The following is a 24,090-nucleotide window of genomic DNA, read 5'->3' on the forward strand; positions in this document are numbered from 1 at the left end:
TCTATATATCTTTTAGAGTTAAAATGCAATCTAAGAATTATGCCGCCCCCGTCAAGAAGGCCAGTGCGATGAAACGAAAAGTCCTCCTCTCAACTGTGGCAGTGGCCGCCCTGGTCGGTGTCGCCGCTGCGATTTTCCTACTCCCCTCGACGAGCAGGGATGCCGAGGCCGCGGATCCACGCAGTCTGGCTCCGCTCGTCAGCCTCACAAAGGCCAAGACCCCAGACGCAGCAAACCGAAGCTTCACCGGCACTGTTGCTGCCCGGGTGCAGAGCGATCTCGGCTTTCGGGTCCCGGGAAAGATCGTCGAGCGGCTGGTCGGCCTTGGCGAAGAAGTCAAAGCCGGGCAGCCATTGATGCGGGTTGACGACACCGATCTGCGCCTTGCCCTGTCGGCAAAGCGCAACGCCGTTGCGGCGGCCAGGGCAACATTCATCCAGGTGCAGGCCGACGAGCGGCGGTATGCTGCCCTCGTCAAGAACGGCTTGGCAGCGTCTCCGCAGAGATACGAACAGTCGAAGGCAGCGCTCGATACCGCGACAGCCCAGCTCGCCGCGGCCGAAGCAGAGGCGAAGGTCGCGGAAAATGAGGCCGCATATGCGGTTCTCGTGGCGGACGCGGACGGCACGATCGTTGAAACGCTCGGCGAGCCGGGACAGGTAGTCTCGGCGGGCCAGCCGGTCATCCGGCTCGCCAAAGCAGGTCCCCGCGAAGCGCTCGTTTGGCTGCCCGAAAATCTCAGACCCGAGATTGGCGCCGTCGCGAAGGCCACCATCTATGGCCGGAGCACGGCAGAAAAGGCGGCACTTAGGCAGATCTCCGATGCCGCCGATCCTCAAACTCGGACCTATGAAACGCGCTGGGTATTGCAGGGTTCTGCGGCGTCCGCGCCCTTGGGGGCAACGGTCACGATAAGCCTGCAGAACGAAGCGGCCAAATCACATGCCGAAGTCCCCGTTGGCGCGCTTCTCGATGACGGCGCCCGCACCGGTGTCTGGGTTTTGGATGGGCAGGGTTCCAGCGTTCATTTCCGGGAAGTGAAGGTCGAACGGATCGGCGAGGAGAAGGCCATAGTCTCGAACCTGACGGCCGGGGAAGCGATCGTTGCCCTTGGAGCGCATTTGCTTCGGGACGGAGCAAGCGTGCGCACCGGCGTGGAAAAAGCAGAGGCGGCCAACTGATGAGCTTCAACCTCTCCGCGCTTGCTGTCCGCGAGCGAGCTGTCACCCTGTTCTTCATCGTCCTGCTGGCCGCCGCCGGCGCCTATGCCTTTGTCAAGCTGGGCCGAGCAGAAGACCCGTCATTCACCATCAAGACGCTGACCGTCACAACCGTTTGGCCGGGCGCGACCGCGCGCGAGATGCAGGATCTTGTCGCCGAGCCGCTCGAAAAGCGCCTTCAGGAACTGACCTGGTATGATCGCGTGGAAACGACCACGCGGCCGGGCTACGCCTTCCTGACAGTGACGCTCAAGGACAATACTCCGGCGTCGGCAGTCGAGGGGGAATTCTACCAGGCGCGCAAAAAACTCGGCGATGAAGCGCGAAATCTTCCTCCCGGTGTCATCGGTCCTTTCGTCAATGACGAATACTCCGATGTCAGCTTCGCCCTTTATGCCTTGAAAGCAAAGGGCATGGCGATGCGTGACCTTGTTCGTCAGGTCGAGACGATACGCCAGGACATGCTTCACGTCCCGGGCGTTAAAAAGATCAACATTCTCGGCGAGCAGCCGGAACAGATTTTCGTCGAGTTTTCCTATTCCAAGCTGGCAACCCTCGGGATCTCGGCGCAAGATATCGCTGCTGCCCTGCAACGGCGCAATACCGTCACACCGGCCGGATCGATCGATACGCAGGGGCCGCAAGTCTTCATTCGGTTCGATGGTGCCTATGACAGCATCGAGTCGATTGCCGAGACGCCGATCGTCGCGGCCGGACGCGTCCTGAAGCTGTCTGACTTCGCCGAGGTGCGCCGTGGATATCAGGACCCGGCTACCTATATCATTCGCCATGACGGCGAGCCCGCCATCATGCTTGGGGTGGTGATGCAGCAGGGCTGGAACGGGCTGGAACTCGGCAAGGCGCTGGAAGAACGATCCTCCAAAATTGCGGATAGTCTGCCGCTTGGCATCACGCTCGCAAAGGTGAGCGACCAGGCGGTGAACATTCAGGAAGCCGTCGGCGAATTCATGCTGAAGTTCGCCATGGCACTCGGCGTCGTCCTGTTCGTTAGCCTCGTTAGCCTTGGCTGGCGCGTCGGGATCGTCGTGGCGCTTGCCGTTCCGCTGACGCTTGGCGTCGTTTTCCTCATCATGCTGGAGACCGGGCGATTTTTCGACCGCATCACACTCGGTGCGCTGATCCTGGCGCTCGGTCTGCTCGTGGACGACGCGATCATCGCCATCGAGGTCATGGTGGTGAAGATGGAAGAAGGCATGGACCGTATCAAGGCGGCCGCCTATGCCTGGAGCCATACGGCCGCCCCGATGCTTTCGGGTACGCTTGTAACCATCATCGGGTTGATGCCGGTTGGCTTTGCCCGGTCTACCGCCGGCGAATATGCCGGCAACATCTTCTGGATCGTCGGTTTCGCGCTGATCGTCTCGTGGATCGTAGCTGTGATCTTCACGCCGTATCTCGGCGTCAAGATGCTGCCGGCGATCAAGCCGGTGGACGGCGGTCATCACGCCATCTACAACACCCCGAACTACCGGCGCCTTCGTGGGCTTATCGAGTTCGCAGTCCGTCACAAGTTTCTGACCTGCGGCCTCGTCGGCGTTATCATGGCTGTCTCCGTCGTCGGCATGGGGTCCGTAAAGCAGCAGTTCTTCCCGACGTCGGACCGCCCCGAGGTTCTGGTGGAAGTGCGCATGCCGGAAGGAACCAGCATCGAGACGACCACTGCAACGGTCGAGAAACTCGAAGGCTGGCTCAAAGAGCAACCCGAAACGAAGATTGCCACCAGCTACGTCGGCCAGGGTGCGCCGCGCTTCTTCTTTGCCATGGCGCCCGAATTGCCAGACCCGGCATTCGCCAAGATCGTCGTGCTGACACCCGATGCGCATGGACGCGAAGCCTTGAAGCATCGCCTGCGGGAGGCAATTGCGGGCGGGCTCGCTCCGGAAGCCTATGTGCGGGTAACACAGCTCGTATTCGGCCCTTATACGCCGTTCCCAGTCGAATTTCGCATCATGGGACCGGATCCGGACGAATTGTATAAAATCTCCGAACAAGCCCTCGCTCTCATGAAGACTGTGCCGGACGTTCGCCAGGCGAACCGCGACTGGGGTAACCGTACGCCCGTGCTGCGTTTTATTCCCGATCAGGACCGGTTAAATCTCATTGGCCTTTCTCCGGCGGAAGCTGCCCAGCAGATGCAGTTGTTGCTGAGCGGCGTGCCGATCACACAGGTCCGCGAAAACATCCGCAACGTCCCCGTGGTCGCGCGGAGCGCCGGTGAAAACAGGCTCGATCCTTCGAGGCTGGCGGATTTTTCGCTGATGAGCAGGAATGGGCGGCCGGTCCCGCTCGATCAGATCGGCCACTCCGAGATCCGCTTCGAAGAGCCGATCATGAAGCGCCGTGACCGCACTCCGGTCATCACCATCCGCTCGGACATCAACGAGGCGACGCAGCCGCCGGAAGTGTCGCAGCAGGTTCTGAAGGCGCTGCAGCCGCTGATTGCCTCTTTGCCTGTGGGCTACCGCATTGAAATGGGTGGCAACATCGAAGAGTCATTGAAAGCAAATGTGGCGCTTGTCCAGATCTTCCCGGCCATGATTGCCGCCATGCTCATCGTCATCATCCTCCAGGTTCGCAGCCTGTCGACCATGACAATGGTGATGCTGACGGGGCCGCTCGGGCTCGCCGGTGTGGTTCCGGTCTTGCTCATCTTCAACCAGCCCTTCGGCTTCAACGCTATCCTCGGGCTGATTGGTTTGGCGGGCATCCTCATGCGCAATACCTTGATCCTGACGGAACAGATCAAGGAAAACCAGGCGGCTGGTCTGGATGACTACCATGCGGTCATTGAGGCGACGGTCCAAAGAACAAGGCCCGTCATCCTGACCGCGCTCGCGGCAGTCCTGGCCTTCATTCCGCTGACGCATTCGGTCTTCTGGGGATCGATGGCCTATACGCTGATCGGCGGCACGGCCGTCGGAACGGTGATGATCCTACTGTTCCTGCCGGCGCTTTACGCGACATGGTTCCGGATCAAGCCGCCTAAGGGGGAGTCGCATCCGCAGTCGGAGGAGACGGCTCCGCGCCTAAAACTGGCGATGGCGGCGGAGTGACCCTCATGTCAAGTCTATGCACTCGCCTGGCCGACCCTGGCATGCAGGAAAAAGACAGCGGCTCAACATCGAATGTCCGGGACGCCGATTGGGCATCCCGTGGACATAAACCGGACGCTCAAGCGCTCGGGGTGTATTCCGCAGATTCGGATGGTGCGGTTTTGGCGCAGTGGCGCAAGCGTATCCTGGATGTCGCGGAAGAGCAGATTCGCCGTGTCGGTCATCGCAAGACAACAGTTGCTGACATAGCGTTCGATCTGGGTATAAGTCGAGCGAATGTGTACCGCTTCTTTCCCACGAGAGCGGCAATTAATCAGGGTGTCTGCGCTCGGATCGCCAACAGGATTCTCGACGTCGCGCGGGAAATCTCGCAAGGGGCCGTTCCGGCAACCATCAGGCTTGCTGAGATGTTTGCCGCTCTTCATCGACATATTCAGTTGCAACTGGCGGAAGAACGGCACGCTCACGAGCTTTTCGTCGCCGCCACAGACGGCAAGTGGGAGGTCGTGAAGTGGTACTTCGATGAAAGACGAGGGTATTTGAAGCGACCATTCGTGCGGGCTTGGAGGCCGGGGGGACTTAAAAGCGATGATGCGGGGAATGCTGCTGGGTGCATCATGGCAGCGATTATTTCGTTCGTTCACCCCGGCCTCGTAGAGCAACGGATTGGCGGTGGTGAGGATGTGGAGGATGAACTCGAAGCTGAGACCCGCTTCGTATTGCAGGCCCTGGGGAACGCGCCGGACTGAACATTTGGACGCCAACAAATGCGAAATCCATCGACATTTCGCGCCTTCTCGGTCGATATCACCTGATTTTAATATGACGAATGACATCTAATTCTGAAATCGATTTCATGAGAAATCTATCAAGTTCGGTACCGTCGCCGCGTGAACTCATCTGACGAGCCACCGGTCTAGCACAGAAGACAAATTTCAATAGAGGAGGCCGCTGTGCCCGAACAGAAAGTAGTAGTGGTAACAGGAGCGTCTTCAGGGATTGGCGAGGCTACAGCCCGCCTTCTCGCGCAGAACGGCTACCGCGTGTTTGGCGGTGCGCGCGACCCTAAGCGGACCAAATCGATTTCGGGCGTAAAGTTTGGGACGCTGGATGTGACTGATGATGCATCGGTTGCGAATTTCGTCGGGTGGGTCCTGTCCGAGGCGGGCAAGATCGACGTTCTGATCAACAATGCTGGTGTTTCGCTGGTGGGCCCGGTCGAAAATACCTCGATTGCTGAAGCAACAAAGGTTTTTGATGTCAGCGTCTTCGGCCCACTTCGCATGATCCGAGCGGTCCTGCCATCAATGCGGAGTGCACGCAATGGGCTGATCATAAACATCAGCTCGGTTCTGGGTTTCCTGCCCGCGCCTTTCATGGGAATCTATGCCAGCACCAAACACGCTCTTGAGGGCATGGCCGAATCTCTCGACCACGAGATCCGAGACTTTAACGTGCGCGTTATCTTGCTGGAGCCGACTTTCACGAACACCAATCTTGATGTGAATGCCGCGAATACGGAAGCGCCCTTGGGCGTCTACGCCGATCAGGCCGAAGCGACGATCAAGACGGTCTTGGCCCAAATCAAATCCGCACCTGCTCCAACCTTGGTTGCAGAAAGGATCCTCGTCGCCCTTAAAAGCCCGTACAAAATGCGTCAGCCCGTTGGAGGCCAAGCAACACTTCTGAGCCGTCTGCGCAGGTTTATGCCAGCAAAGGCGGTCGACGGGAGTCTGCGAAAAACATTCGGCTTCCGTAGGACTTAACTCCCCGAGAACGGGAGGCCAGCTCAAATCGGGTGCCACGCTATGCTTATGCTGCCGCTTGGGATGGTGGGCGCGGTGAATCCACCTCGCTTTCGACCGCGACATGCGGGAAGCACTGAAGGAATTGGATGTCGTCGAGATCGAGTGCCTGATTCTAGGCGCTCAAGTAGGACGCGGCCGCAGAGACTGAGAGTCAAGCGTCGGAAGAGGACTGAGTTTCTAGAACTGGCAGCGGTTGGTCGGTGGTGATCGTCGCATGCGTCGGGCGGCCGGTGTCGCGGCGCTGAGCAAGTTTGAGAGGTCGACGATTGGTCGGCGGTCCTTGGTCGCAACTGGTCGCCCCGTTTTGCGCACGAGCGCATCCGCAAGCTGCCGGATCAACGCGTTGTGGCCATCCGCCGGTGGAAGCATGAAGCGCTGCTGATCGACGACCTCACCATGGTCCTCCATCATCCAGTCGCTCGGGTGACCGACAAGCCGTTCGAAGCAGCGCGTCCGGGTGGATATCGACAGGCTGGTCAGGATTGTCCCCGGATAGATGCCGACGAGCCGGGGTATGTTCAGAAGACGCCGAACGAGCGCGCCGCCGACGGGCGAGCCGGCTATCGATTCCAGTCCGCAAAGGGGTCTTCCTCAATTTGTGTGGTTCACTCGCCGTTAGACATAATGCCGCTATAGGCGGGTATGCGAACGAAAATGAAATGGTCGCCCGGCCCAGGGGCAATAGTTCTGGGTGTTGCGCTCACAGATGATGGTGGTTGGGTTGTTTCCGCTGCCGGGCCAGCTTTCGGCATCTGCCCTGATTGCGGCCGGCGGACCCGAAAATCGGCACGGTTGTTCCGACCGAAGCCTTCAGGATCTGCCGGTCCAGGGCAAGACCAGTTAAGCTTCGGTTGAGCCGCTGGCGGTGCGCACACCAGCACTGTCAACGACAAACGTTCGCCGACCAACTGCCGACGATTGCTCCCCCTTATGCGCGCCGGACAAGGAGGGTCTCGGAGATTGTCAGTCTGCTCGGCCACAGTGCCGGCGGTCGTCCTGGCGAGCGCTTGATGCGTAGACTCGGCATGGCTGTCAGCGACGACACGATCCTGCGGCAGCTGAAGCGGGATGCCGCGCTCGTGCGTAGCGACCCCACGATCCGGGTCGTCGGCATAGATGACTGGAGCTGGCGGCGATCCTGGCGCTACGGCACGGTGATCGTCGACCTGGAGCGCCGTGCGGTTGTCGATATCCTTGAGGACCGGAGCGTGGCGAGTGCCGCGCAATGGCTGGAGCGGCACCCTTCTGTCGAAATCGTGAGCCGAGACCGATGCGGGCTTTACGCGCAAGCTGCTCGCGAGGGTGCGCCGCAAGCGCGTCAGGTGGCTGATCGGTTTCATCTCATGCAGAATCTGCGCGTCGCAATCGAGGAGCAGATGAGCCTTTCCGGCCGCGCCACGGGACGAGCTTTGCTGCCGAATAGAAATACCGGAAGCGCGCAAATGGATCTGATTGAGGAGGATCCGCAGGTTGATGCAACGCATCGGCGCCGAGTGCGCCACGCTCATCGACAATCACGGCAGGCGGTGTTCGATACCGTGCACGCCTTGCACAAGGAGGGCCTGTCCTGTTCGGAGATCGCACGGCGCACCGGCTACGGCCGGCGCAGCGTTGCGAAATGGCTGACTTTCGAGACATCACCCGACCGGCGAAGGTCGGCGTTGAAGCCGACATCCCCCTTATATTTCGAGGCGTTCTCGCCGAGTGCTGGAAAGATGGCAATCGCTGTGGACGGCATCTGTTTCACGATATCAAACAGCGCGGCTACACGGGCAGCTTTTCGAATCTCGAGCGGCTTCTCGCAACCTGGCGCCGCGCCGAGAGGTCGGTCAAGGACAGTGCGTCGCCGGCTCCTATCATACCCGATCAACCGGCTCGCGATGCTGTCCCGATACGGGATCCGGAGACCGGCCATGTGATCTCGCCGGTAGTCGCAGCTGCCCTCTGCATGAAGCCGCGAAGCATGGTGACGATCAATCAGGCTAGCAAGGTGGACGCGCTGAAGCAGGGATCACATAAGTTTGCCCTGATGCGCAGCCTTGCCATGCGATTTCGCGGCATTCTCCGGAGCGGTGAATCGAGCAAGCTCGACATTTGGATCGACGATACCATCAGCTCCGGGCTCGCCCCGATGGTCCGGTTCGCGCGGGTCTTGCACCGTGACATCGGCGCCGTCCGCAACGCCATCGAATTGCCCTGGAGCAACGGCCAGGCAGAAGGCCAGATAAACCGCCTGAAGACGATCAAACGCGCGATGTACGGCAGAGCAGGCCCGGAGCTGCTCAGGGCGCGCATGCTGCCGCTTGACCAAAATCGCCACCACACAAAGTGAGGAAGAACCGCTTTAAATGCCAAGCGACAACAACACCGAAAAAATCTTAGGATTCTTGCGCTCCACTTCCCGAAGACTGCGACGAATGCCCAGACGATCGGAAAAAGCGTTTCTCCCGAATTTGGGGAACGGCCGGAGCAACTCGGGCTCGGCGGTCGCCCGGCGCGAAGATGAGAGCAGCACCCGCGGGAGGTACGGACACTGCTCTCCAGGTGCACCCACATAGTCGCTCGGGAAGTAAGCGACGCACGCAAACTGATCAGCTGGTGAATTGTTCCGAGCAGATCGCAGCTAAATGAAGATCTCAGTCACGAGCTCGCCCCCGGACCCGATCCGCCAACGTCACGGTTGAAGCCGAAGCGCCAGTCGTTTTCCCTGTCTATCCTGGATTGCTTGCATGAGCAGGTCGAGCTCCCTGGCAGAAGGACCAAACTTGCCGAACAGCTCACTCGCCTTTTGTCGGGCGAGACTGTATCTTTCTGCAAATTCGTCCAGGCAATACTCGGGACCTGTTTGCCGCTTCACCTGGCGCTGTTTTACTATCTCCACCATGAAGACTGCTCCAATCTCCCCAAGTGCGGACACTGCGTTCCTCTGCCGACGACGACAAGTCTGGACATGGGATTTTGTTCCACGGTGAACCAAAAAATAGTTTACCCGAGGCTAGTGGTCGAGACCACGGCCCGACCGTGAACAACGTGGCGAATTTTCCCGAGGTTCTGGGCGACGGCTGCAAGTCAGCGTGGGCACCCGATATCGACAGGGCGTGCGATGTGTTGAAGGTGGTGTCGGGCGCGAAAAGGTGCGGAGAAACGCTGTGGTTGGAGGTTAAGTCTGTTTCCCAGTAATTCATGCTCTTTGCGAACATCACCGCGTCCGATGACAAAACGCTGTGCACTCGATGGAAAACGTCGGCAGACGCGGCCTCGCCTAATTCTCTTCGTCGGGGTGGCAGCTCCTCTTTACGGCTGTTTCTCAACAGCGTTTCACCAATTATTAATTGGGGCGGTTTTACCGTAAGTTGTCCGATGGGTTGCATCTAGCGCCAATACAACCGCATGAACACGGGTCGGACGCGACAATTCCTGCCGCCGCAAATCCGATGCGAGGTCCTGACCTCACGCTTACCTGTTCGACGTCGTCACGGGCGTGATTGCCTGCGACGCTTCTTTGAAAGGCGCTGCATGATGGCAATTGTGAATGCATCTTCCAAACAGCTTGCGCTGCAGAACCGCAAGGAGCTTTTCTACACGGTCTTTGCGACCCTGAACCGGTTGGAGATCGACGCGTCTCCAGTGAACTACGAGCTCATGTATGAGATCGTCAGCGGCAACAATCCGGAGCTTCGTGAGAAATTCGCGCGGCTTGGCAAGCCGATCTCCGACGAGGAACTCGAAGCCCTGGCGCGGACCTACCTGCCGCATCACTTCGGCAAGTCGATCCATGACCAGTCCGCAGGTCGCCTGCAGAGCGAATTGTCGACCCTGAAGGAGTCTCTGCTATCGGGTCAGAACTCGCTATCCAACTACACGAGCATGCTCGGCCAGGCGACCGGCAAGATTTCCTCTGCCGATCCGCGCGACATGAATACGATCCAGTCCGAGCTTCAGGCGATCCGCCAGATGACGGAAGTGCAGCACTCGGCGAGCACGCAGATCCTCGAGCGCGTCTCGAACCAGATATCGGCCGTCGCGGCGATCACCAGCGATGTGGACGCGTTCGAGCGGACAAAGTTCACCCACCTCGTCACCAATCTCGCCAACCGGCGTGGCTTCAACAAGAAGCTCGCCGAACTCTATGGTGGCGAACACTATCCCGACGGGGTGTCGCTTCTTCTCTCTAATCTTCTGGTCCTCGAGCCCTTCGAGGGCAAGGATCTCATCAAGGTCAGGGAAGCCATCCTGGAGCGCCTCGGTTTTGCCGTGACGCGCGCCGTTCAGGCCACCGACTTCGCCGCCTGGCTCGAGCGGCCCCAGATCGGCATTCTCGTCTGGACGACGGCAGAAGCGGAAATTCAGAAAATGGCGGACCATCTTCGAAAAAGCTGCCTTGCGGCATTCGATAGCCGCCAGGCGAAGATGCCTGCCGTCGTCACTCGGTTCGGCTGCAGCACGACCTATGACGCCAGCACGGCCTCGGACCTTGTGGGGCAAGCGGAAAAGGCCCTGCAGACCGCCACGGAGACGACTAGCGACAAGGTAGTGTTCTCTTCTACGGGCGGGGCTGGCGGCGCCCGCAAGGATTGGATGCTCTATCGCGGCTGACCGGCAGGATCGGGCAGCGCCTTGAATTTATAATTTGCAGTAAAAGCATTCTTTGCAATCGGTTTTGGCGAATGGGTGAGTGGGGGCGAGCCTGTGTGCGCAAGCAATTTGATTCAGAATTTAATTCTATCCAGATCGGCCGAATACAAGGACGCGCTGCTTAGAGCGCAGTGCAAGGTGATATCGAGGCAGGTTCCGCTGATGCATGTCCTGTGCATCGTGAATATCTGGGCGCTCTCCTTTACGACGTTCAGCGATGCGCCGCTCGCCCTGAGCCTGTATTGTCCCTTGATCCTGACAATGCTCTGCGCAAGCCAGGCCCTATGGTGGCTGAAGATTGGTGCGGGCGTTCCAGCGGTTGAAGACGCCGAGCTCGCCTTGGTTCGCACCGGCCGGTTCTCGGGCCTTATCACGCTTGCACTCTGCGCCTGGGCGCTGGCCGTTTTTGCGCATGTCGATGCGTATGGTCAGTCGCACGTCGTGTTCTTCATGGCGATAACGATCATCGGCAGTGTTTCCTGTCTCACGTATCTGCTGCCCGCCGCCATTGTCGTCGGCCTCGTCGCCAACGCAGTCTTCCTCGCCTTTCTGGTGCCGAGTGGAAATACCGTCTTCCTGACGATGTCGCTCAATGTCGTCGTCGTATCCGGCGCCTTTCTGCTTGTTCTCGCGGGCAATTACAGGGAGTTTACCGCACAGGTCGAAGCGCAACTGAGAACGGAGGCGCTCGGCCGCGAAAACCAGCGCCTGGCGAACATCGACAGCCTCACGCACCTGCCGAACCGGCGGAGCTTCTTTGCGCGATTGTCGGCGGAATGCGCCGCCGCGTCGTCGAACCAATCGCGGCTGGCCGTTGCCATGCTCGATCTCGATGGGTTCAAGGCCGTCAACGATCTGTACGGCCACCCCACGGGGGACTGCCTTTTGGTCGAGGTCGGGCGCCGCTTGGAGCAGGCTTGTCCAGGTGACGCCTTTCTTGCCAGGCTGGGCGGGGACGAGTACGCCATCATTGTCGCAAGCGCCGACGAGGCCGATCTGCTGAGGCTCGGCGACCGGATATGCGAAGAAGTCGCGGCCCCTTATGTGCTCGACGGCATCAGCGTGCTGATTTCGGCCTCTGTCGGTTTCGCCGTCTATCCGGACCATGCGGCCGAGCCGGATCTGGTTTTTGAATATGCCGACTATGCGCTCTACGAGGCGAAGCAGAACAAGACGGGGCGGCCCGTATTGTTCTGCAGGGAGCACAGCTTTGCGATCCTCAGAAACGCCAAGATCGAACAGGCGCTCCGCGATGCGGATTTGCGCTCGGAGATCGCCGTCGCCTTCCAGCCAATCATCGACCTGGAAACGGGTCGCGTCGCGGCTTTCGAAGCGTTGTCTCGCTGGGAAAGTCGCGAGCTCGGCGATGTTTCGCCCGCACAGTTCATCCCGATTGCCGAGAAGGCGGGCCTCGTCAGCGAACTGACGCGCGTTCTTCTCGAGCAGTCGCTTTGCGCCGCGCAACAATGGCCGGAACCGTTGCGGCTCTCATTCAATCTCTCGCCGAAGGACATATGCGCGGCCGGGGGTGCGTTGCGGATCGCCAATATCGTCCTGAAGAGCGGCTTCGACCCGAGGCGGATCGACTTCGAAATCACCGAGACCGCGATGATGCACGACTTTCCGCATGCCAGGCAGGCCGTCGAGGCCCTCAGGGCGCTTGGATGCGGCATTTCGCTTGATGATTTCGGTACCGGATATTCGAGCCTTACCCAGCTTCAGACGCTGCCGATCACGAAGCTCAAGATCGATCGTTGCTTTGTCACCGACCTCCAGGAGCAAACGACGGGCTACAGGATCGTCAAGTCGATGCTTTCGCTGGCAAGGGAAATGGGCATTGATTGCATTGTCGAAGGCGTGGAAACCGAGGAGGAGTTGCGTACTTTGCGTCAGCTGGGCTGCCGGCTGGTACAGGGATTTCACATGTCGAAGCCGCTCGATCAGCAGGCCGCTCGGCGATATGTGGGAGCGGTCTTGATCGAACCGGGCAGGCTCTCGGCCTGATGGCGCCGCTCGATCGATGCATCGGGGAGTTTGCGGCACCTGTCTATCGCGATGCCGCCTGGCTAAGGAGGACTTTCCAACCCGAAGTGTGCGTCGCGCCCGAAATGTTGGCGTAGAATACGCGGGGAATGTCTTGCGCATTTTCTGGTTTCCACGAGTAAAGGTCTATCTATGCGCTTGAATATCTTATGTCGTATCTTAAAATGCAGAGATATTGCGGAGATTATAAGTTGATTCAGGATTTTAAGCTAGTTTCCAGGCGGTCAAGGTAATTTCGCGAGGACGATATGCCATACAAGGACAGTGTTCAGCGTGTTTCTACGAGAACGCAGACCCAGATCACCGGGAACGTCAGTTGCAAGACAGGATCGAGCAACGGGATCGTCAAGGATCTTTCCGAAGAGGGTATCTGCTTTCAGCTCCTATTCGATATCGGCGCCCGCACCGGCCAGGAGGTCACGATCCGCAGCGCGGAGCTCGGCCTTCTGACCGGCATCGTTCGGTGGAACAGGGGCGACCGTATCGGAATCAAGCTCAAGCTCTCATCCAACACCGCGGCGCAGATCGCGTCGTACTACAAATTCTTCCAGGCCTGACTGCCTGTCTCCTTAAATCGACGTCGATTTAAGGACAAAGACATGCAGCAATTCAAAGTGCCACAGCGGCCTTTGCGCGCCTGATAAGGCGCGCGGCGCTGTAGGTCCCGTTCGCCCGGCTGACCAGCGAGCTCGGGAAATGCCGGGAGGTATGTGAGGATCAGAGGCGCAGCGCCGCCGTGTAGGCTCTTGGCGGTGTCCGTCACGTGGATGCGCATCAGCCGGTCGAATTCTTCGAAGTCGCCCTTTTCGAGGAGCGCGACGAGCGCGGGTGCTGGCGGTCCATGGCGGCGTGGAGCTTTCCGCCGAACAGATCTTCGAAGGAGACCACCTGCACGGCGGCGTAGCCGAACTCGTCTTTTACGGCCGCGGATACGGCGCGTTCCTCTAGATCGTGGACGACGCCCCGTGTGACGGGCGAGGTTTCGACTTTGACTTCGGCGCCGCCGAGGCGGGCGCGGATGCGGGTTGCGCCGCCGCCGCCGCCGTCGATGCGGCGGGCATCGAGTCCGGCGATGCCGCGACTGGCGGCGATCATGATCCGGTCGAGTGTTTCGTTGATGTCGGCCAAGCTTTCGGCTCGGTCGCGCACGGGCAGGTAGGTCAGGTCGATGTCGACCTACAGGCGCGGCATATCGCGGTAGAACAGGTTGATGGCCGTGCCGCCTTTGAGGGCGAAACCCTTCTCCAGCGCAATGAACGATAGGAGGCGCATCAGCAGGGATACCTGCGCGGCGTAAGGTTCACGGGCCATCGGTCTCTCCTATTGGCTGGACGAATTCCGGAGGGACCGTGATCCGGTACCGGGGATGTAACTTGCCCCCCTTCACCAGCGCGCGGTCGCCGGTGCCGAGGTCGAATTCCTCTGCCTGGAGGCGTTCGCGCCAGGAATGCTTGTGGCGGTCCGCGAAGACGAAGAACAGGCGGCGGACCTTGATCTTGCGGCAGCTGTTCAGGAGTGCTGCGAGGCGGCGCGGGCTAAGAGTGGCGAGCCCTTCGAACACCATGTCGAGATTATGGAAGCTCTCATGTTCCGGCAGTTCGTCGAGAGCTTCGAGGATCGCGCGTTCCGGGGAGGATATCCGCATGGCCCATCCCCAGGGCAACGTAGTCGCGCTCGCCGACTTGTTTTCGGTGAGGCCGAGATCGGGTTCGCTGAACAGGGAGAGGGTGCGCGTGGTTATCGGTGCGTCGAGCTGAAGGCGGGCCAGCCATGACGGAATGTCATCGCCATAGAGCCAGGCGGGCCTAGATGCGCCAAGCGGCAGGTGGTGGATGTAGCCCAGCAGGCCGAGAGCGGTGCTGCCGCCGGCATGGACCGGATAGTTCATGATATGCTGGAGTGAAAGCAGGCAGGTCTGCCAATCAAGCGGGACCGGCTGCGGGGCTGGACGGCGGAAGACCCCGCGCTCAAGGCGATCCAGCCAGCCGCTCTCTATATATTTGCGGGTCAGGAACCGGCTGACGCCGTGTGACTCCAGCCATGGCGCATCGACAACGAAGCCAGCCGGGACGGCTTCGAGAACGCTCTTTAGCTTGTCTTCTTTAAGTGCACCCATGGTACACATAATAACAAATTTATAAAGAGATGTGCAAGGGACTCTTTGAGAGCCGCCTAATTTGGGTATCCAAGGTACACGAAAATGGCAATTTTCGAAGAGAGGCTCGCTCCGCCATAGGCTAGCCAGGCTCTGGGCTGGCGCCCGAACCACTTAAGGGCAAAGGCATGCAGCAATTCAAAGTGCACAGCGGCCTTTGCGCGCCTGATAAGGCGCGCGGCGCGGTAGGTCCCGGTCGCCCGGCTGACCAGCGATCTCGGGAGGAGCGCGGAGGCGTGCGCGGATCAGAGGCGCAGCGCCGCCGTGTAGGTCTTCGCGGTGTCCGTCACATGGATGCGCATCAGCCGGTCGAATTCTTCGAAGTCGCCCTTTTCGAAGAGCGCGACGAAGGCGCGGTGTTCCTTGAAGGAGCGGGGCGTCTGCACGTCGATCGGCGCGCTGTAATTGGTCCTGAGCGCCGCAACCCGCCCGGCGACCAGCCGGTAGGAGTCCTCAACGTAGCGATTGCCGCAGTGGTTGACGAAGGCGTCATGAAAGGCCGTATCGGCCCGTCCGTAGGCAACCTTGTCCTTTGCCTCCACGGCCATCTCCATCTCGCCGATTACCCGTCTGAGCTCGACGAGCGTGCCGTCCCGGTCATTGCGGTAGGCAAGCCTGGCCGCCTGCGGTTCCAGAATGGCGCGGAATTCGCAGAGCATGGCGATATCCTCGGCGTCCGGGCTGAACACGAAGCTGCCGACCTGCGGGCGGATCACCACCAGTCCCTGCAACTGGAGCTGGTTCAGGGCTTCCCGAACGGGGGTCCGGCTGATCCCGAAGGATTGCGCCAGCATCTCCTCGGCGATGACGGCGCCCGGCGGAAACTCGCCTTCGATGATCGCCTGTCTGAGACGCGACGCCACCTTCTGGGCCAGAGATTGTGACGGCTCGAGCTTCAATGACGGCATGGCGGGATCCATTTGCAGGCGACTGCCGCCGTTGAGGAAAGACCCGTTACGGCGGCTGCCAGAGATATATACACGGGCGCCGGATGGCGACAAGCCGGTCCGGCGCCGAGCGATCTTGCTGCTTCGAAGTGTCAATCGGCCCGGATGCGCTTGAGCTCGCCGAAGACGAGATCGAGCGTTTCGGGTCCGATCGCCGCCGCATGGCGCTCGGAGATCACCTTGAGCTTGTCGCGCAGCCGCTCCATCTCCTCGGGCGTGATCTCGTTGACCTCCATTCCCTGGGTCTTCAGGTTGGCCAGGCTCACCTCGGACTTCTCCCGGTTGACCTTGCGCTGTTCCTTCTGCCCGACGAGGGCGCAGTCCTTGAGGACCGTCTGCTCCTCCGGCGAGAGCCCGTCCCATATCTTCTTGGAGAACAGCACCAGCGTCGGGCTGTAGGCGTGCTTGGTGAGCGTCAGGTATTTCTGAACCTCGTAGAACTTCATGTTCTCGATGTTGTTGAACGGGTTTTCCTGACCGTCGACGGTTCCGGTCTCGAGCGCAGAATAGATCTCCGAAAAGGCGAGAGGCACGGCGTTGGAGCCGAGCTCCTTGAAGGTGTCGATGAAGATGTTGTTCTGCATGACGCGCATCTTGACGCCCTCGAAATCCTCGGCCTTGGCGATCGGGTGGCGCGAGTTGGTGGTGTGGCGGAAGCCGTTCTCCCACCAAGCGAGGTTGACGGCGCCGACCGCCGGCAGCTTGTCGGAGAACCATTGGCCGACCTTGCCGTCGAGCACCTGGTCGGCTTCCCTCTCGTCGTTGAACAGGAAGGGCAGATCGAAGACACCGAAGGACGGGACGATCGAGGTCAGCGGCGCCGTCGAGGTCAGCACCATCTCGAGCGAGCCGGTGCGAACGCTTTGCGTCGCGGTCAGGTCATTGCCGAGAGCGCCGTCCCAATAGGGCTGCATCTTCATCTTGCCGCCGGTTTTTTCGAGCGTGCAGGCGCCCATGGCGGCAAGGCCGTTGCCCATTGGGTGTTCCTTGCTGACGCCGTTCGAGACGCGGATCGTTCGTTCCTGGAACTCGGCGTTGGCCGATCCGGCAGTGAAGAGTGCGGTGGCGGCGATGGCCGCCGCCATGCCGGTTCGTGTGAAGAGCATGCGCATTTTCAATCCTCCCTTGGATTTCTTATCGATGCGTGAGCCAGTCGAGTGGTACCATGACGAGATCGGGGAAAAGGACGAGCAGGAAGAGAACGATGAGCTCGGCCCAGAGGAAGGGCCACAGGCCCTTCATCAGATCGCCCATGGAGATGTTGGCGACCCGGCACATGACGTTGAGCACGATGCCGACGGGGGGCGTTATCAGCCCGATCGCGTTGTTCATGATGAAGAGGACGCCGAAATAGACCGGGTCGATGCCTGCCTGCTTGATCACCGGCATCAGCACGGGGGTCAGGATCATCAGGGTCGGCGCGAAGTCGAGCGCCGTGCCGACGATCACCACGATGACCATGATGACAGCCATCAGCAGGATCTTGTTGTCCATGAAGGGGCTGAGCATCGCCTCGACCTGGGAGGGCAGCTCCGACAGGGTGATGAGCCAGGCCGAAATCAGCGCTGTCGCGATCAGGAAGACGATCACGGCGGTGCTCTTTGCCGCGGCGACGATGATCGGGTGAAGTTGGCGGAGCGGCAGTTCCCGGTAGACGAAGGCGCCGACCAGGAACGCATAGACGCAGGCGACGACTCCGGCCTCCGTCGGTGTGAAGATGCCGAATTTGAGCCCGCCGATGATGCCGGCCGGCATGACGAGCGCCCATATACCGTCGATGCCGGCGCGCAACCGGGCGCCCCAGTCTTGACGCGGCAGAACCTTGGCCTTGTCGCGCCGAGCCACCCACAGCCAGGCGAAGAGAAGAGAGATCCCCATCATCAAGCCCGGAACGATCCCGGCCAGGAACAGCTTGCCGATCGAGACATTGGCGATGACGCCGAAGACGATGAGGCCGATCGAAGGCGGGATCACCGGCGCGATCACGCCGCCGGCGGCGATGAGGCCCGCGGACCGCGGCACGTCGTAGCCGGCCCGGCGCATCATCGGGATCAGCAGCGCGCCGATCGCCGCCGCGTCGGCTGCTGCACTCCCCGAGATCGCGGCCATCAACACGGAAGCGAAAATCGCCACGAAGCCGAGGCCGCCGCGAAGATGCCCGACGAAAGTCAGCGCGAAGGTAACGATACGCTTCGAAATGCCGCCGGCATTCATGAGTTCGCCGGCCAGCATGAAGAACGGAATGGCGAGCAGCGGAAAGCTGTCGGCACCCTCGATGATCTTCTGCGACAGGATCGTCGTGTCGATATTGCCTTGCAGCACCATCAGCGCGACGGCGCAGATCAGCAGGGCGAAGGCGATCGGCACGCCAAGGGCAATGGCGCCGATCAGCGAACCGGTGAAAATCGCGATGGTCATCGCTCAGCCCTCTCAGTTGCGGGAACCGGCGGGATCTCTTCGCTCTCGCTGATTTCGAGAAGTTCGTCGTCGCGGATCTGGCCCGTTACCGCGCGCCAGAGCTTGGCGAGCGCGTGCAGGCCGATGCCCGTCGCCGATAAATAGACGACGCCATAGACCCAGATCATCGGAATTTCCGTCACCGGTGCCAGGGTGCTGGCATTGACCTCGTGCTGAAGCCATGTGCCGCGCAAGAGCATCGCGCAACAGATCAGGATGAGGCTCTGGCCGAGCACGCAACAGGCAATCCTGCCGCGCCGGGAAAGGGCGCGCACGAAGGTGTCCATCCCGAGATGGGAGCCGTCGCGCATTGCCACGACCGCTCCGATGAAGGTGATCCAGACGAAGAAGATGCGCGAGAGCTCCTCGGAGATCACGATGCCGGAATTGAAGGCATAGCGCAGCACCACATTGCCGAAGACCATGACGACCATGGCGGCGAGCAGAAAAGCGAGCAGCGCCTCGATCGCCTGGAACAACCGGTTCATAGCGAAACGACCTTGCCGGGGTTGAGCAGGTTTTCGGGGTCGAGCGCCCCCTTCAGGACCCGCATCAGCGCGATCTCGGCGTCACTGCGGGCATGGCCGAGCCATTTCTTCTTCGTCGTGCCGATGCCGTGTTCCGCCGAAATGCTGCCGCCCATTTCGCGCACGAGCCCGTAGATGATCGCGTCCATCGCTTCCTTCGGCTGCTGCTCCATCGGCAGTCCGGCGACCCAGGCGACGAGATGCAGGTTCCCGTCGCCGATATGCCCGTAATAGACGCTGTCACAGCCGGGAATGCCCGCTTCGAGGGCCGCCTTGCATCGGCTTGCGAAGCTGTCCATCCGGTCGACCTGGAGGCCGATATCGTAGGAGATGTGCGGCCCCAGCCCGGTTCCGAATTCGGCGCAGGCATCGCGCACCGCCCAGAAGTCCTTCACCTGGGCATGGGACTGGGCGACCGCGGCATCGGCCAGAATGCCGCTCTCCGCCATCTCCTCCAGCCAGGATTGGAACCGCGCCGCATCGGTTGCCTCGTCCGAGCCGTGCGTCTCGACCAGCACGTAGAAGCCATGGCCGGAGGCGACCGGCGAACGAACCTTCAACCGTTCGGTGACGACCTGCCAATAATCGGGCCACATCACCTCGAACGCGGAGAGGATGGGTCCGAGCCCGCTGCGGGCGCCGGCCAGGAGTGCCGCAACATCCGCATAACTCGAAAGCGCGCAGAGCGCCGCCGCGGTGGAGCGTGGCCTGGGGAACAGCCGCAGCACCACCCGGGTGATGATGCCAAGCGTGCCTTCCGACCCGATGAAGAGGTGCTTGAGATCGTAGCCGGCATTGTTCTTCAAGAGCTTGTTGAGGTTGGTCAGCACCGTTCCGTCCGGCAGGACCACTTCGAGGCCAAGGACGAGATCGCGGGTCATTCCATAGCGGATGACGCGATTTCCGCCGGCGTTGGTCGAGAGATTGCCTCCGATCGCGCAGGATCCGCGCGAGCCGAGGTCCAACGGAAACAGAAACCCCGCCTCGTCGGCCGCCCTCTGCACGACCTCGAGCGGCGTACCGGCCTTGACGGTCATCGTCGCGCTGACGGGATCGATTTCCTCGATGCCGACCATGCGTTCGAGCGAAATAGCGATCCAGCCGGGCTCCGGCGTCGCGCCGCCGCAGAGGCCGGTCAGTCCGCCCTGCGGCACGAAGGGCAGCCGCGCCGCCCGGCAGGCGGCCACGGCGCGCGCCGCTTCCTGGGCATTGCCAGGCCGCAATACCGCCAGCGGTTCGCCAGGAGGTTTGCTGCTCCAGTCGTTGCGGTTGCGCAGAGGAATGTCGTTGCCGGTCAGGACCGCCTGGGTCCCGAGCTCCGCCCTCAATTCATCGAGCAAACCTTCGCTCGAACGATCCCGTTCCCTTGCATCCATTCGCTGGCTTCTTTCTTGTATGTAAGGTACTGTACCTTAGCAGTGGCGGGTGATATGTCAAGCTCCGCTAACGCACACAGAACTTCGCCCAGCACGGGGGGAGCCAGAACGAGGGAATATCGCGATGCCAGAGAGATCCAGCCGGTTCGGCCTGTCCGCAGCAATGGTGACGCCATTTCGCCAGGACGGCAGCATCGACTTTGCCCGCTTTGCCCGGCATGCCCGAGCCTGCCTGGACAACGGTTGCACCAGCGTGACAGCCTTCGGCACGACCGGGGAAGGCGCCTCGATCGACATCTGCGATCGCGAGCGGGCGCTCGGTGCGCTGGCCGGCGTGGGGATCGAGGGTAGGGACGTCGTCGTCTGCGTCGCTGCCGCCTCGGTGGGAGAGGCGCTCGCGCAGGCGCGCATGGCTGCGGATTTCGGCAGTCGAAATCTTCTTCTGCCGCCGCCCTTCTACTTCAAGGGTGTGAGCGACGAGGGCCTGTTTGTCTGGTTCTGCGAAGTGCTCGAAAGGCTCGGAACGGCAGCGGGCGGCGTCATCCTCTACAACATCCCTTCGGTCACCCAGGTGCCCCTCTCTGTCGAATTGATCGCCCGGTTGAAGCAGGCCCTTCCGGGCGTCGTGACCGGCGTCAAGGATTCCTCCGGCGACTGGGCCTATACGCAGAAGCTGATCGCGGCGCACAACGACCTCGCCATCCTGATCGGCGACGAACGTTATCTGGCTGAAGGCGTGCGCCTGGGAGGAGAGGGGGCGATCTCGGGTCTCGCCAATGTCTGCCCGCAGGTGCTGCTTGCTCTGGCGCAGGACGGGCGAGGGGACGCGCGGATCAACGGTCTGGTGGACGAGGTGCTCAAATACCCGGTGGTGCCGGCCGTGAAAGCGCTCGTCGCTCACCGCAGTGGCGACCGCGCCTGGCTGAATGTTCGCGCGCCGCTGGTGGGCCTGGGCGAACTCGAAGCGGACCGGCTCGGTTCGTTTTTCGACCGCCTGTTCGAGACCGGGGCGGATTGACGCCAGACCGGCCTACTTCCTGTCGACCCTCAGTCCCTCAAGCAAGGCCCGGAAGCCGTCCACCGCTCTTCGCGATGTTTCCTCGGCCGCGTCGGAATTGGCGATCCACAAGGCGGCATGGCTGCTGGCGCCGTTGATCAGGCGCGCCGCCACTTCAATGTCGACGTCGATGATAACGCCGTCGGCCTTCAGCTGGCGCAGGCTTTCGCTCAAGGCAGCGATGCAGCCGTTGGTGCTCGGCCATTGCGAGATGTCTCCGAGCACGGCCGGCCCATCGCGAAACATGATGCGCTGGATTTCCGGCTCGAGCGCCATCTGGATATAGGCGACGCACTCCTCCACGAAGCCTTCCCAGCGGTTCGGCGCGGCTGCCGAGACGCGATTGAGCCGAGCCGTCATCTCTGCGTCGATCTCGTGGATGACCGCCTGCAGCAGTCCCTTCTTGTCCCCGAAGTGGTGATAGAGCGCGCCTCTCGTCAGTCCCGCCCCTGCGGTGAAATCGTCCATCGAAGCCTCGGCATATCCAGCCGCCCCGAAGGCTTGTCGGGCGGCGGCAATCAGCTTTGCGCGTGTTTCGGCAATCATCTCCTGGCGCTGTCTGCGCATGTACTCTCCTGTTCACATACGTCGCGTATTTTATTTGACATACGGGACGTATGCAACTAACTAAGGCATACGCCACGTATGTAAGTGGTGAGCTCGGGTCCTTACAAGGAACGTCCCATGTCCAATCCTTACGCAGAGATATTCAGGGCGCCTGGCGCTAAAAGCTTTTCGGCCGCCGGCTTTCTCGCCCGCCTGCCGATCGCCATGGCCCCGATCGGCATCGTTGCGATGCTCTCTCAGACGCACGGGGAATACTGGTTGGCGGGTGCGGTGTCGGCGACCTTCGCGCTGACCAATGCGCTGATTTCTCCGCACATATCGCGATTGGTGGACCGTTACGGCCAGACGGCGGTGGTGATCCCCACCACGACGATTTCGGTCTCTGCCTTCCTCGCCCTCATTGCGGCGACCCATCAGAACTGGCCCGTTTGGACGCTCTTCGTTTCGGCCTTACTGGCCGCAGCCATGCCCAGCATGCCGGCGCTGGTGCGCGCCCGCTGGACCGAGATCTTCCGCAACCGGCCGGAACTGAACACCGCGTTTGCCTTTGAATCGGCCGCGGACGAACTGGTCTATATCGCCGGCGCTTCGTTCTCGGTGGGCCTGGGGGTCGCTCTCTTCCCGGAGGCCGGCATGCTTGCCAGCACGATTTTCCTGGCGCTTGGAACGCTGGCATTCATCCTGCAGCGCGCGAGCGAACCGAGGCTGCGCCATGAGGACGTCGACGCCCAGCAGGGTTCGGCGATCCGCCTGCGCGCCGTGCAGATCATCACGCTTGCCCTCGTCTTCGTCGGTTCCACGTTCGCGACGGCTGAAGTGAGTGCCGTGGCGATCACCAGGGAACTCGGACAGCCGAATGCGGCAACCCTCGTCATCGGCGTCTACGCGATCGGCTCCTTCATACTTGGCCTGGTGCTGGGCGCCATCAACCCGGCCGTGCCCTTGCACCGGCAGCTCCTGATCGCCGTCAGCGTCCTTGCCATCACCGCCTGGCCGCTACTGGTGGCCGATACGGTGCCGCTGCTGGCGCTTGCCGTCTTTGTCAGCGGTATCGCCATCTCGCCGACCTTCATCACAGCCTTCGGCCTGATCGAGCGGCGCGTGCCCGCCGCGATGCTGACCGAAGGGGTGACGTGGGTGACGACCGGGATTGGCATCGGCATGGCACTCGGTGCCTTCGTCGCCGGCTGGGTCGTCGATATCTTCGGTGCTGAGAACGGCTTCTGGGTTTCGGTGATCGCAAGTGCTGCCGCCGTGGCGACTATCGGTCTAGGTCAGCGCAGCCTTGCCGGAACCACAATGGAATGCCCGGCGGGTTCGCTTGCCCAACCCGCCGAATAGCCACGGCGCAGGTGTATGATAGCCGGATGGAATTGGCGCTGGATGCCGAATTCCGTGGGAACATGTCGCGCTCCCTCAGTGCGGCATGTTCTTGCGCGTTCATTCCCGTTATCAACGTCGACGCACTACGATCGGCATATCGCGACAGGAGAGCATCATGAAGGCGCGCATCAAATGGGTCGAAGGGCGAACCTTCGTCGGCCAGTCCGGCAGCGGCCATAATGTCGTGCTCGGCACGGCTTACGGGCCGGAGGGAAGCACCCCGGGGCCGAGTCCCATGGAGTTGGTGCTGATCGGCACCGGCGGCTGCTCGGCCTTCGATGTGGTCCACATCCTCGAAAAGGGCCGCCAGCCGGTCGAGGATTGCATCGTCGAGCTCAGCGCCGAGCGGGCCGACCTGGAACCGAAAGTGTTCACCCGCATCCACATGCACTTCGTGGTCAAGGGGCGCGGGCTTGCGGCCAGCAAGGTCGAACGCGCCGTCGCGTTGTCGATCGAGAAATATTGCTCCGCATCGGCAATGCTCGCCAAGACCGCGACGATCACCCACGACTTCGAGGTCGTCGATACCGCTTCGCCGGTCTGATTTTGAGCGGCGTGCCGGTTGGTCCTGGTGCAGCCGCTCGGGCCTGGACAGCTCAGTGCATCGAACAAAAGCGCAAGCAAGTTCTTCAAGAAGAATTGCGACTATGGCGGCACATTTACCAGCGAGATGAAGATTAACGGAATTTCATGAACGAAATTTAATCCGGCGAATTTGGAAAATTTCACATTTTTACTTTCGTCGTGGCGCTATCTGGTGCTGACGACGCGGTGAATTGCCGAAATGCTATCGTTTATTCTAGCCGGAATGTAGTTCACCGTGGTCGCGTGCACCAACCTC

At 61.0% G+C, this 24,090-nt stretch carries 19 protein-coding genes and 2 pseudogenes; 11 read left to right on the forward strand and 10 right to left on the reverse strand.

Going from position 1 to position 24,090, the window contains the following annotated elements; translation table 11 throughout:
• Positions 1–68: 68 nt before the first annotated feature.
• The 4 genes from NGR_RS04170 (at position 69) to NGR_RS04185 (ending at position 6,060) form a co-directional block, all read left to right on the forward strand.
• On the forward strand, positions 69–1,181 hold the full coding sequence (locus NGR_RS04170; RefSeq protein WP_164923863.1) for an efflux RND transporter periplasmic adaptor subunit: 1,113 nt from the start codon (positions 69–71) through the stop codon (positions 1,179–1,181).
• Positions 1,181–4,294: an efflux RND transporter permease subunit gene (locus tag NGR_RS04175; protein ID WP_015886983.1), complete on the forward strand. Its 3,114-nt coding sequence runs from the start codon at positions 1,181–1,183 to the stop codon at positions 4,292–4,294. Before NGR_RS04170 ends, NGR_RS04175 begins: the two co-directional genes overlap by 1 nt.
• A 41-nt stretch (positions 4,295–4,335) precedes the next feature.
• Complete coding sequence (locus NGR_RS04180; RefSeq protein ID WP_240545114.1) at positions 4,336–5,043, forward strand: TetR/AcrR family transcriptional regulator; 708 nt, start codon at positions 4,336–4,338, stop codon at positions 5,041–5,043.
• Between the two features lie 204 nt (positions 5,044–5,247).
• Positions 5,248–6,060: an oxidoreductase gene (locus tag NGR_RS04185; RefSeq protein WP_015886985.1), complete on the forward strand. Its 813-nt coding sequence runs from the start codon at positions 5,248–5,250 to the stop codon at positions 6,058–6,060.
• A gap of 219 nt (positions 6,061–6,279) precedes the next feature.
• On the opposite strand, the gene NGR_RS04190 is transcribed toward NGR_RS04185, so the two are convergent.
• The gene (locus tag NGR_RS04190; RefSeq protein WP_164923864.1) at positions 6,280–6,513 is read right to left on the reverse strand and encodes a hypothetical protein; all 234 of its coding nucleotides are present in this window, start codon (positions 6,511–6,513) and stop codon (positions 6,280–6,282) included.
• Between the two features lie 231 nt (positions 6,514–6,744).
• On the opposite strand from NGR_RS04190, the pseudogene NGR_RS04195 reads away from it, so the two are divergent.
• Positions 6,745–8,434, forward strand: a pseudogene (locus NGR_RS04195) (ISL3 family transposase).
• 342 nt (positions 8,435–8,776) lie between these two features.
• On the opposite strand, the gene NGR_RS04200 reads toward NGR_RS04195, so the two are convergent.
• Positions 8,777–8,986: a hypothetical protein gene (locus tag NGR_RS04200; RefSeq protein ID WP_164923865.1), complete on the reverse strand. Its 210-nt coding sequence runs from the start codon at positions 8,984–8,986 to the stop codon at positions 8,777–8,779.
• A 635-nt stretch (positions 8,987–9,621) separates the two neighbouring features.
• On the opposite strand from NGR_RS04200, the gene NGR_RS04205 reads away from it, so the two are divergent.
• From NGR_RS04205 to NGR_RS04215, 3 genes are all read left to right on the forward strand, one after another.
• Positions 9,622–10,698, forward strand: coding sequence for a diguanylate cyclase domain-containing protein (locus NGR_RS04205; protein ID WP_165447128.1), 1,077 nt, complete (start codon positions 9,622–9,624; stop codon positions 10,696–10,698).
• Positions 10,699–10,875: 177 nt separating this feature from the next.
• Positions 10,876–12,741 (forward strand): putative bifunctional diguanylate cyclase/phosphodiesterase, encoded by a 1,866-nt coding sequence (locus NGR_RS04210; protein ID WP_240545115.1) that lies wholly within the window; start codon positions 10,876–10,878, stop codon positions 12,739–12,741.
• Between the two features lie 287 nt (positions 12,742–13,028).
• Entirely contained in the window at positions 13,029–13,337 is a 309-nt protein-coding gene (locus NGR_RS04215) for a PilZ domain-containing protein (RefSeq protein WP_015886994.1), read from the forward strand.
• 265 nt (positions 13,338–13,602) lie between these two features.
• Here the strand turns inward: NGR_RS04215 and NGR_RS04225 are convergent.
• The 7 genes and pseudogenes from NGR_RS04225 to NGR_RS04255 all read right to left on the reverse strand — a co-directional run.
• A pseudogene (locus NGR_RS04225) lies at positions 13,603–14,091 on the reverse strand (nucleotidyl transferase AbiEii/AbiGii toxin family protein); the annotation flags it as partial.
• A complete protein-coding gene (locus tag NGR_RS04230) occupies positions 14,081–14,896 on the reverse strand; it encodes a type IV toxin-antitoxin system AbiEi family antitoxin domain-containing protein (protein WP_164923867.1) in 816 nt (271 codons plus the stop codon). The pseudogene NGR_RS04225 and the gene NGR_RS04230, both read right to left, overlap by 11 nt.
• A 284-nt stretch (positions 14,897–15,180) precedes the next feature.
• Entirely contained in the window at positions 15,181–15,843 is a 663-nt protein-coding gene (locus NGR_RS04235; protein WP_164923868.1) for a GntR family transcriptional regulator, read from the reverse strand.
• Between the two features lie 131 nt (positions 15,844–15,974).
• The gene (locus NGR_RS04240) at positions 15,975–16,994 is read right to left on the reverse strand and encodes a TRAP transporter substrate-binding protein (protein WP_015887001.1); all 1,020 of its coding nucleotides are present in this window, start codon (positions 16,992–16,994) and stop codon (positions 15,975–15,977) included.
• 22 nt (positions 16,995–17,016) lie between these two features.
• A complete protein-coding gene (locus tag NGR_RS04245) occupies positions 17,017–18,300 on the reverse strand; it encodes a TRAP transporter large permease (RefSeq protein ID WP_015887002.1) in 1,284 nt (427 codons plus the stop codon).
• Positions 18,297–18,827, reverse strand: a complete 531-nt coding sequence (locus NGR_RS04250; RefSeq protein ID WP_015887003.1) for a TRAP transporter small permease — start codon at positions 18,825–18,827, stop codon at positions 18,297–18,299. The genes NGR_RS04245 and NGR_RS04250 overlap by 4 nt, the downstream gene beginning before the upstream one ends.
• Positions 18,824–20,242, reverse strand: coding sequence for an FAD-binding oxidoreductase (locus NGR_RS04255; RefSeq protein WP_015887004.1), 1,419 nt, complete (start codon positions 20,240–20,242; stop codon positions 18,824–18,826). Before NGR_RS04255 ends, NGR_RS04250 begins: the two co-directional genes overlap by 4 nt.
• 124 nt (positions 20,243–20,366) lie before the next feature.
• On the opposite strand from NGR_RS04255, the gene NGR_RS04260 reads away from it, so the two are divergent.
• Positions 20,367–21,260 (forward strand): dihydrodipicolinate synthase family protein, encoded by an 894-nt coding sequence (locus NGR_RS04260; protein ID WP_015887005.1) that lies wholly within the window; start codon positions 20,367–20,369, stop codon positions 21,258–21,260.
• A 12-nt stretch (positions 21,261–21,272) separates the two neighbouring features.
• On the opposite strand, the gene NGR_RS04265 is transcribed toward NGR_RS04260, so the two are convergent.
• Positions 21,273–21,866: a TetR/AcrR family transcriptional regulator gene (locus NGR_RS04265; RefSeq protein WP_015887006.1), complete on the reverse strand. Its 594-nt coding sequence runs from the start codon at positions 21,864–21,866 to the stop codon at positions 21,273–21,275.
• Between the two features lie 117 nt (positions 21,867–21,983).
• Between NGR_RS04265 and NGR_RS04270 the strand changes: the two genes are divergently transcribed.
• Together NGR_RS04270 and NGR_RS04275 are read left to right on the forward strand one after the other, a co-directional pair.
• Positions 21,984–23,207, forward strand: coding sequence for an MFS transporter (locus tag NGR_RS04270; protein WP_015887007.1), 1,224 nt, complete (start codon positions 21,984–21,986; stop codon positions 23,205–23,207).
• Between the two features lie 157 nt (positions 23,208–23,364).
• Positions 23,365–23,793, forward strand: coding sequence for an OsmC family protein (locus NGR_RS04275; protein WP_015887008.1), 429 nt, complete (start codon positions 23,365–23,367; stop codon positions 23,791–23,793).
• Positions 23,794–24,090: the final 297 nt, after the last annotated feature.

The sequence above is a fragment of the Sinorhizobium fredii NGR234 genome (genome assembly GCF_000018545.1).
GTDB lineage: Bacteria > Pseudomonadota > Alphaproteobacteria > Rhizobiales > Rhizobiaceae > Sinorhizobium > Sinorhizobium fredii_A.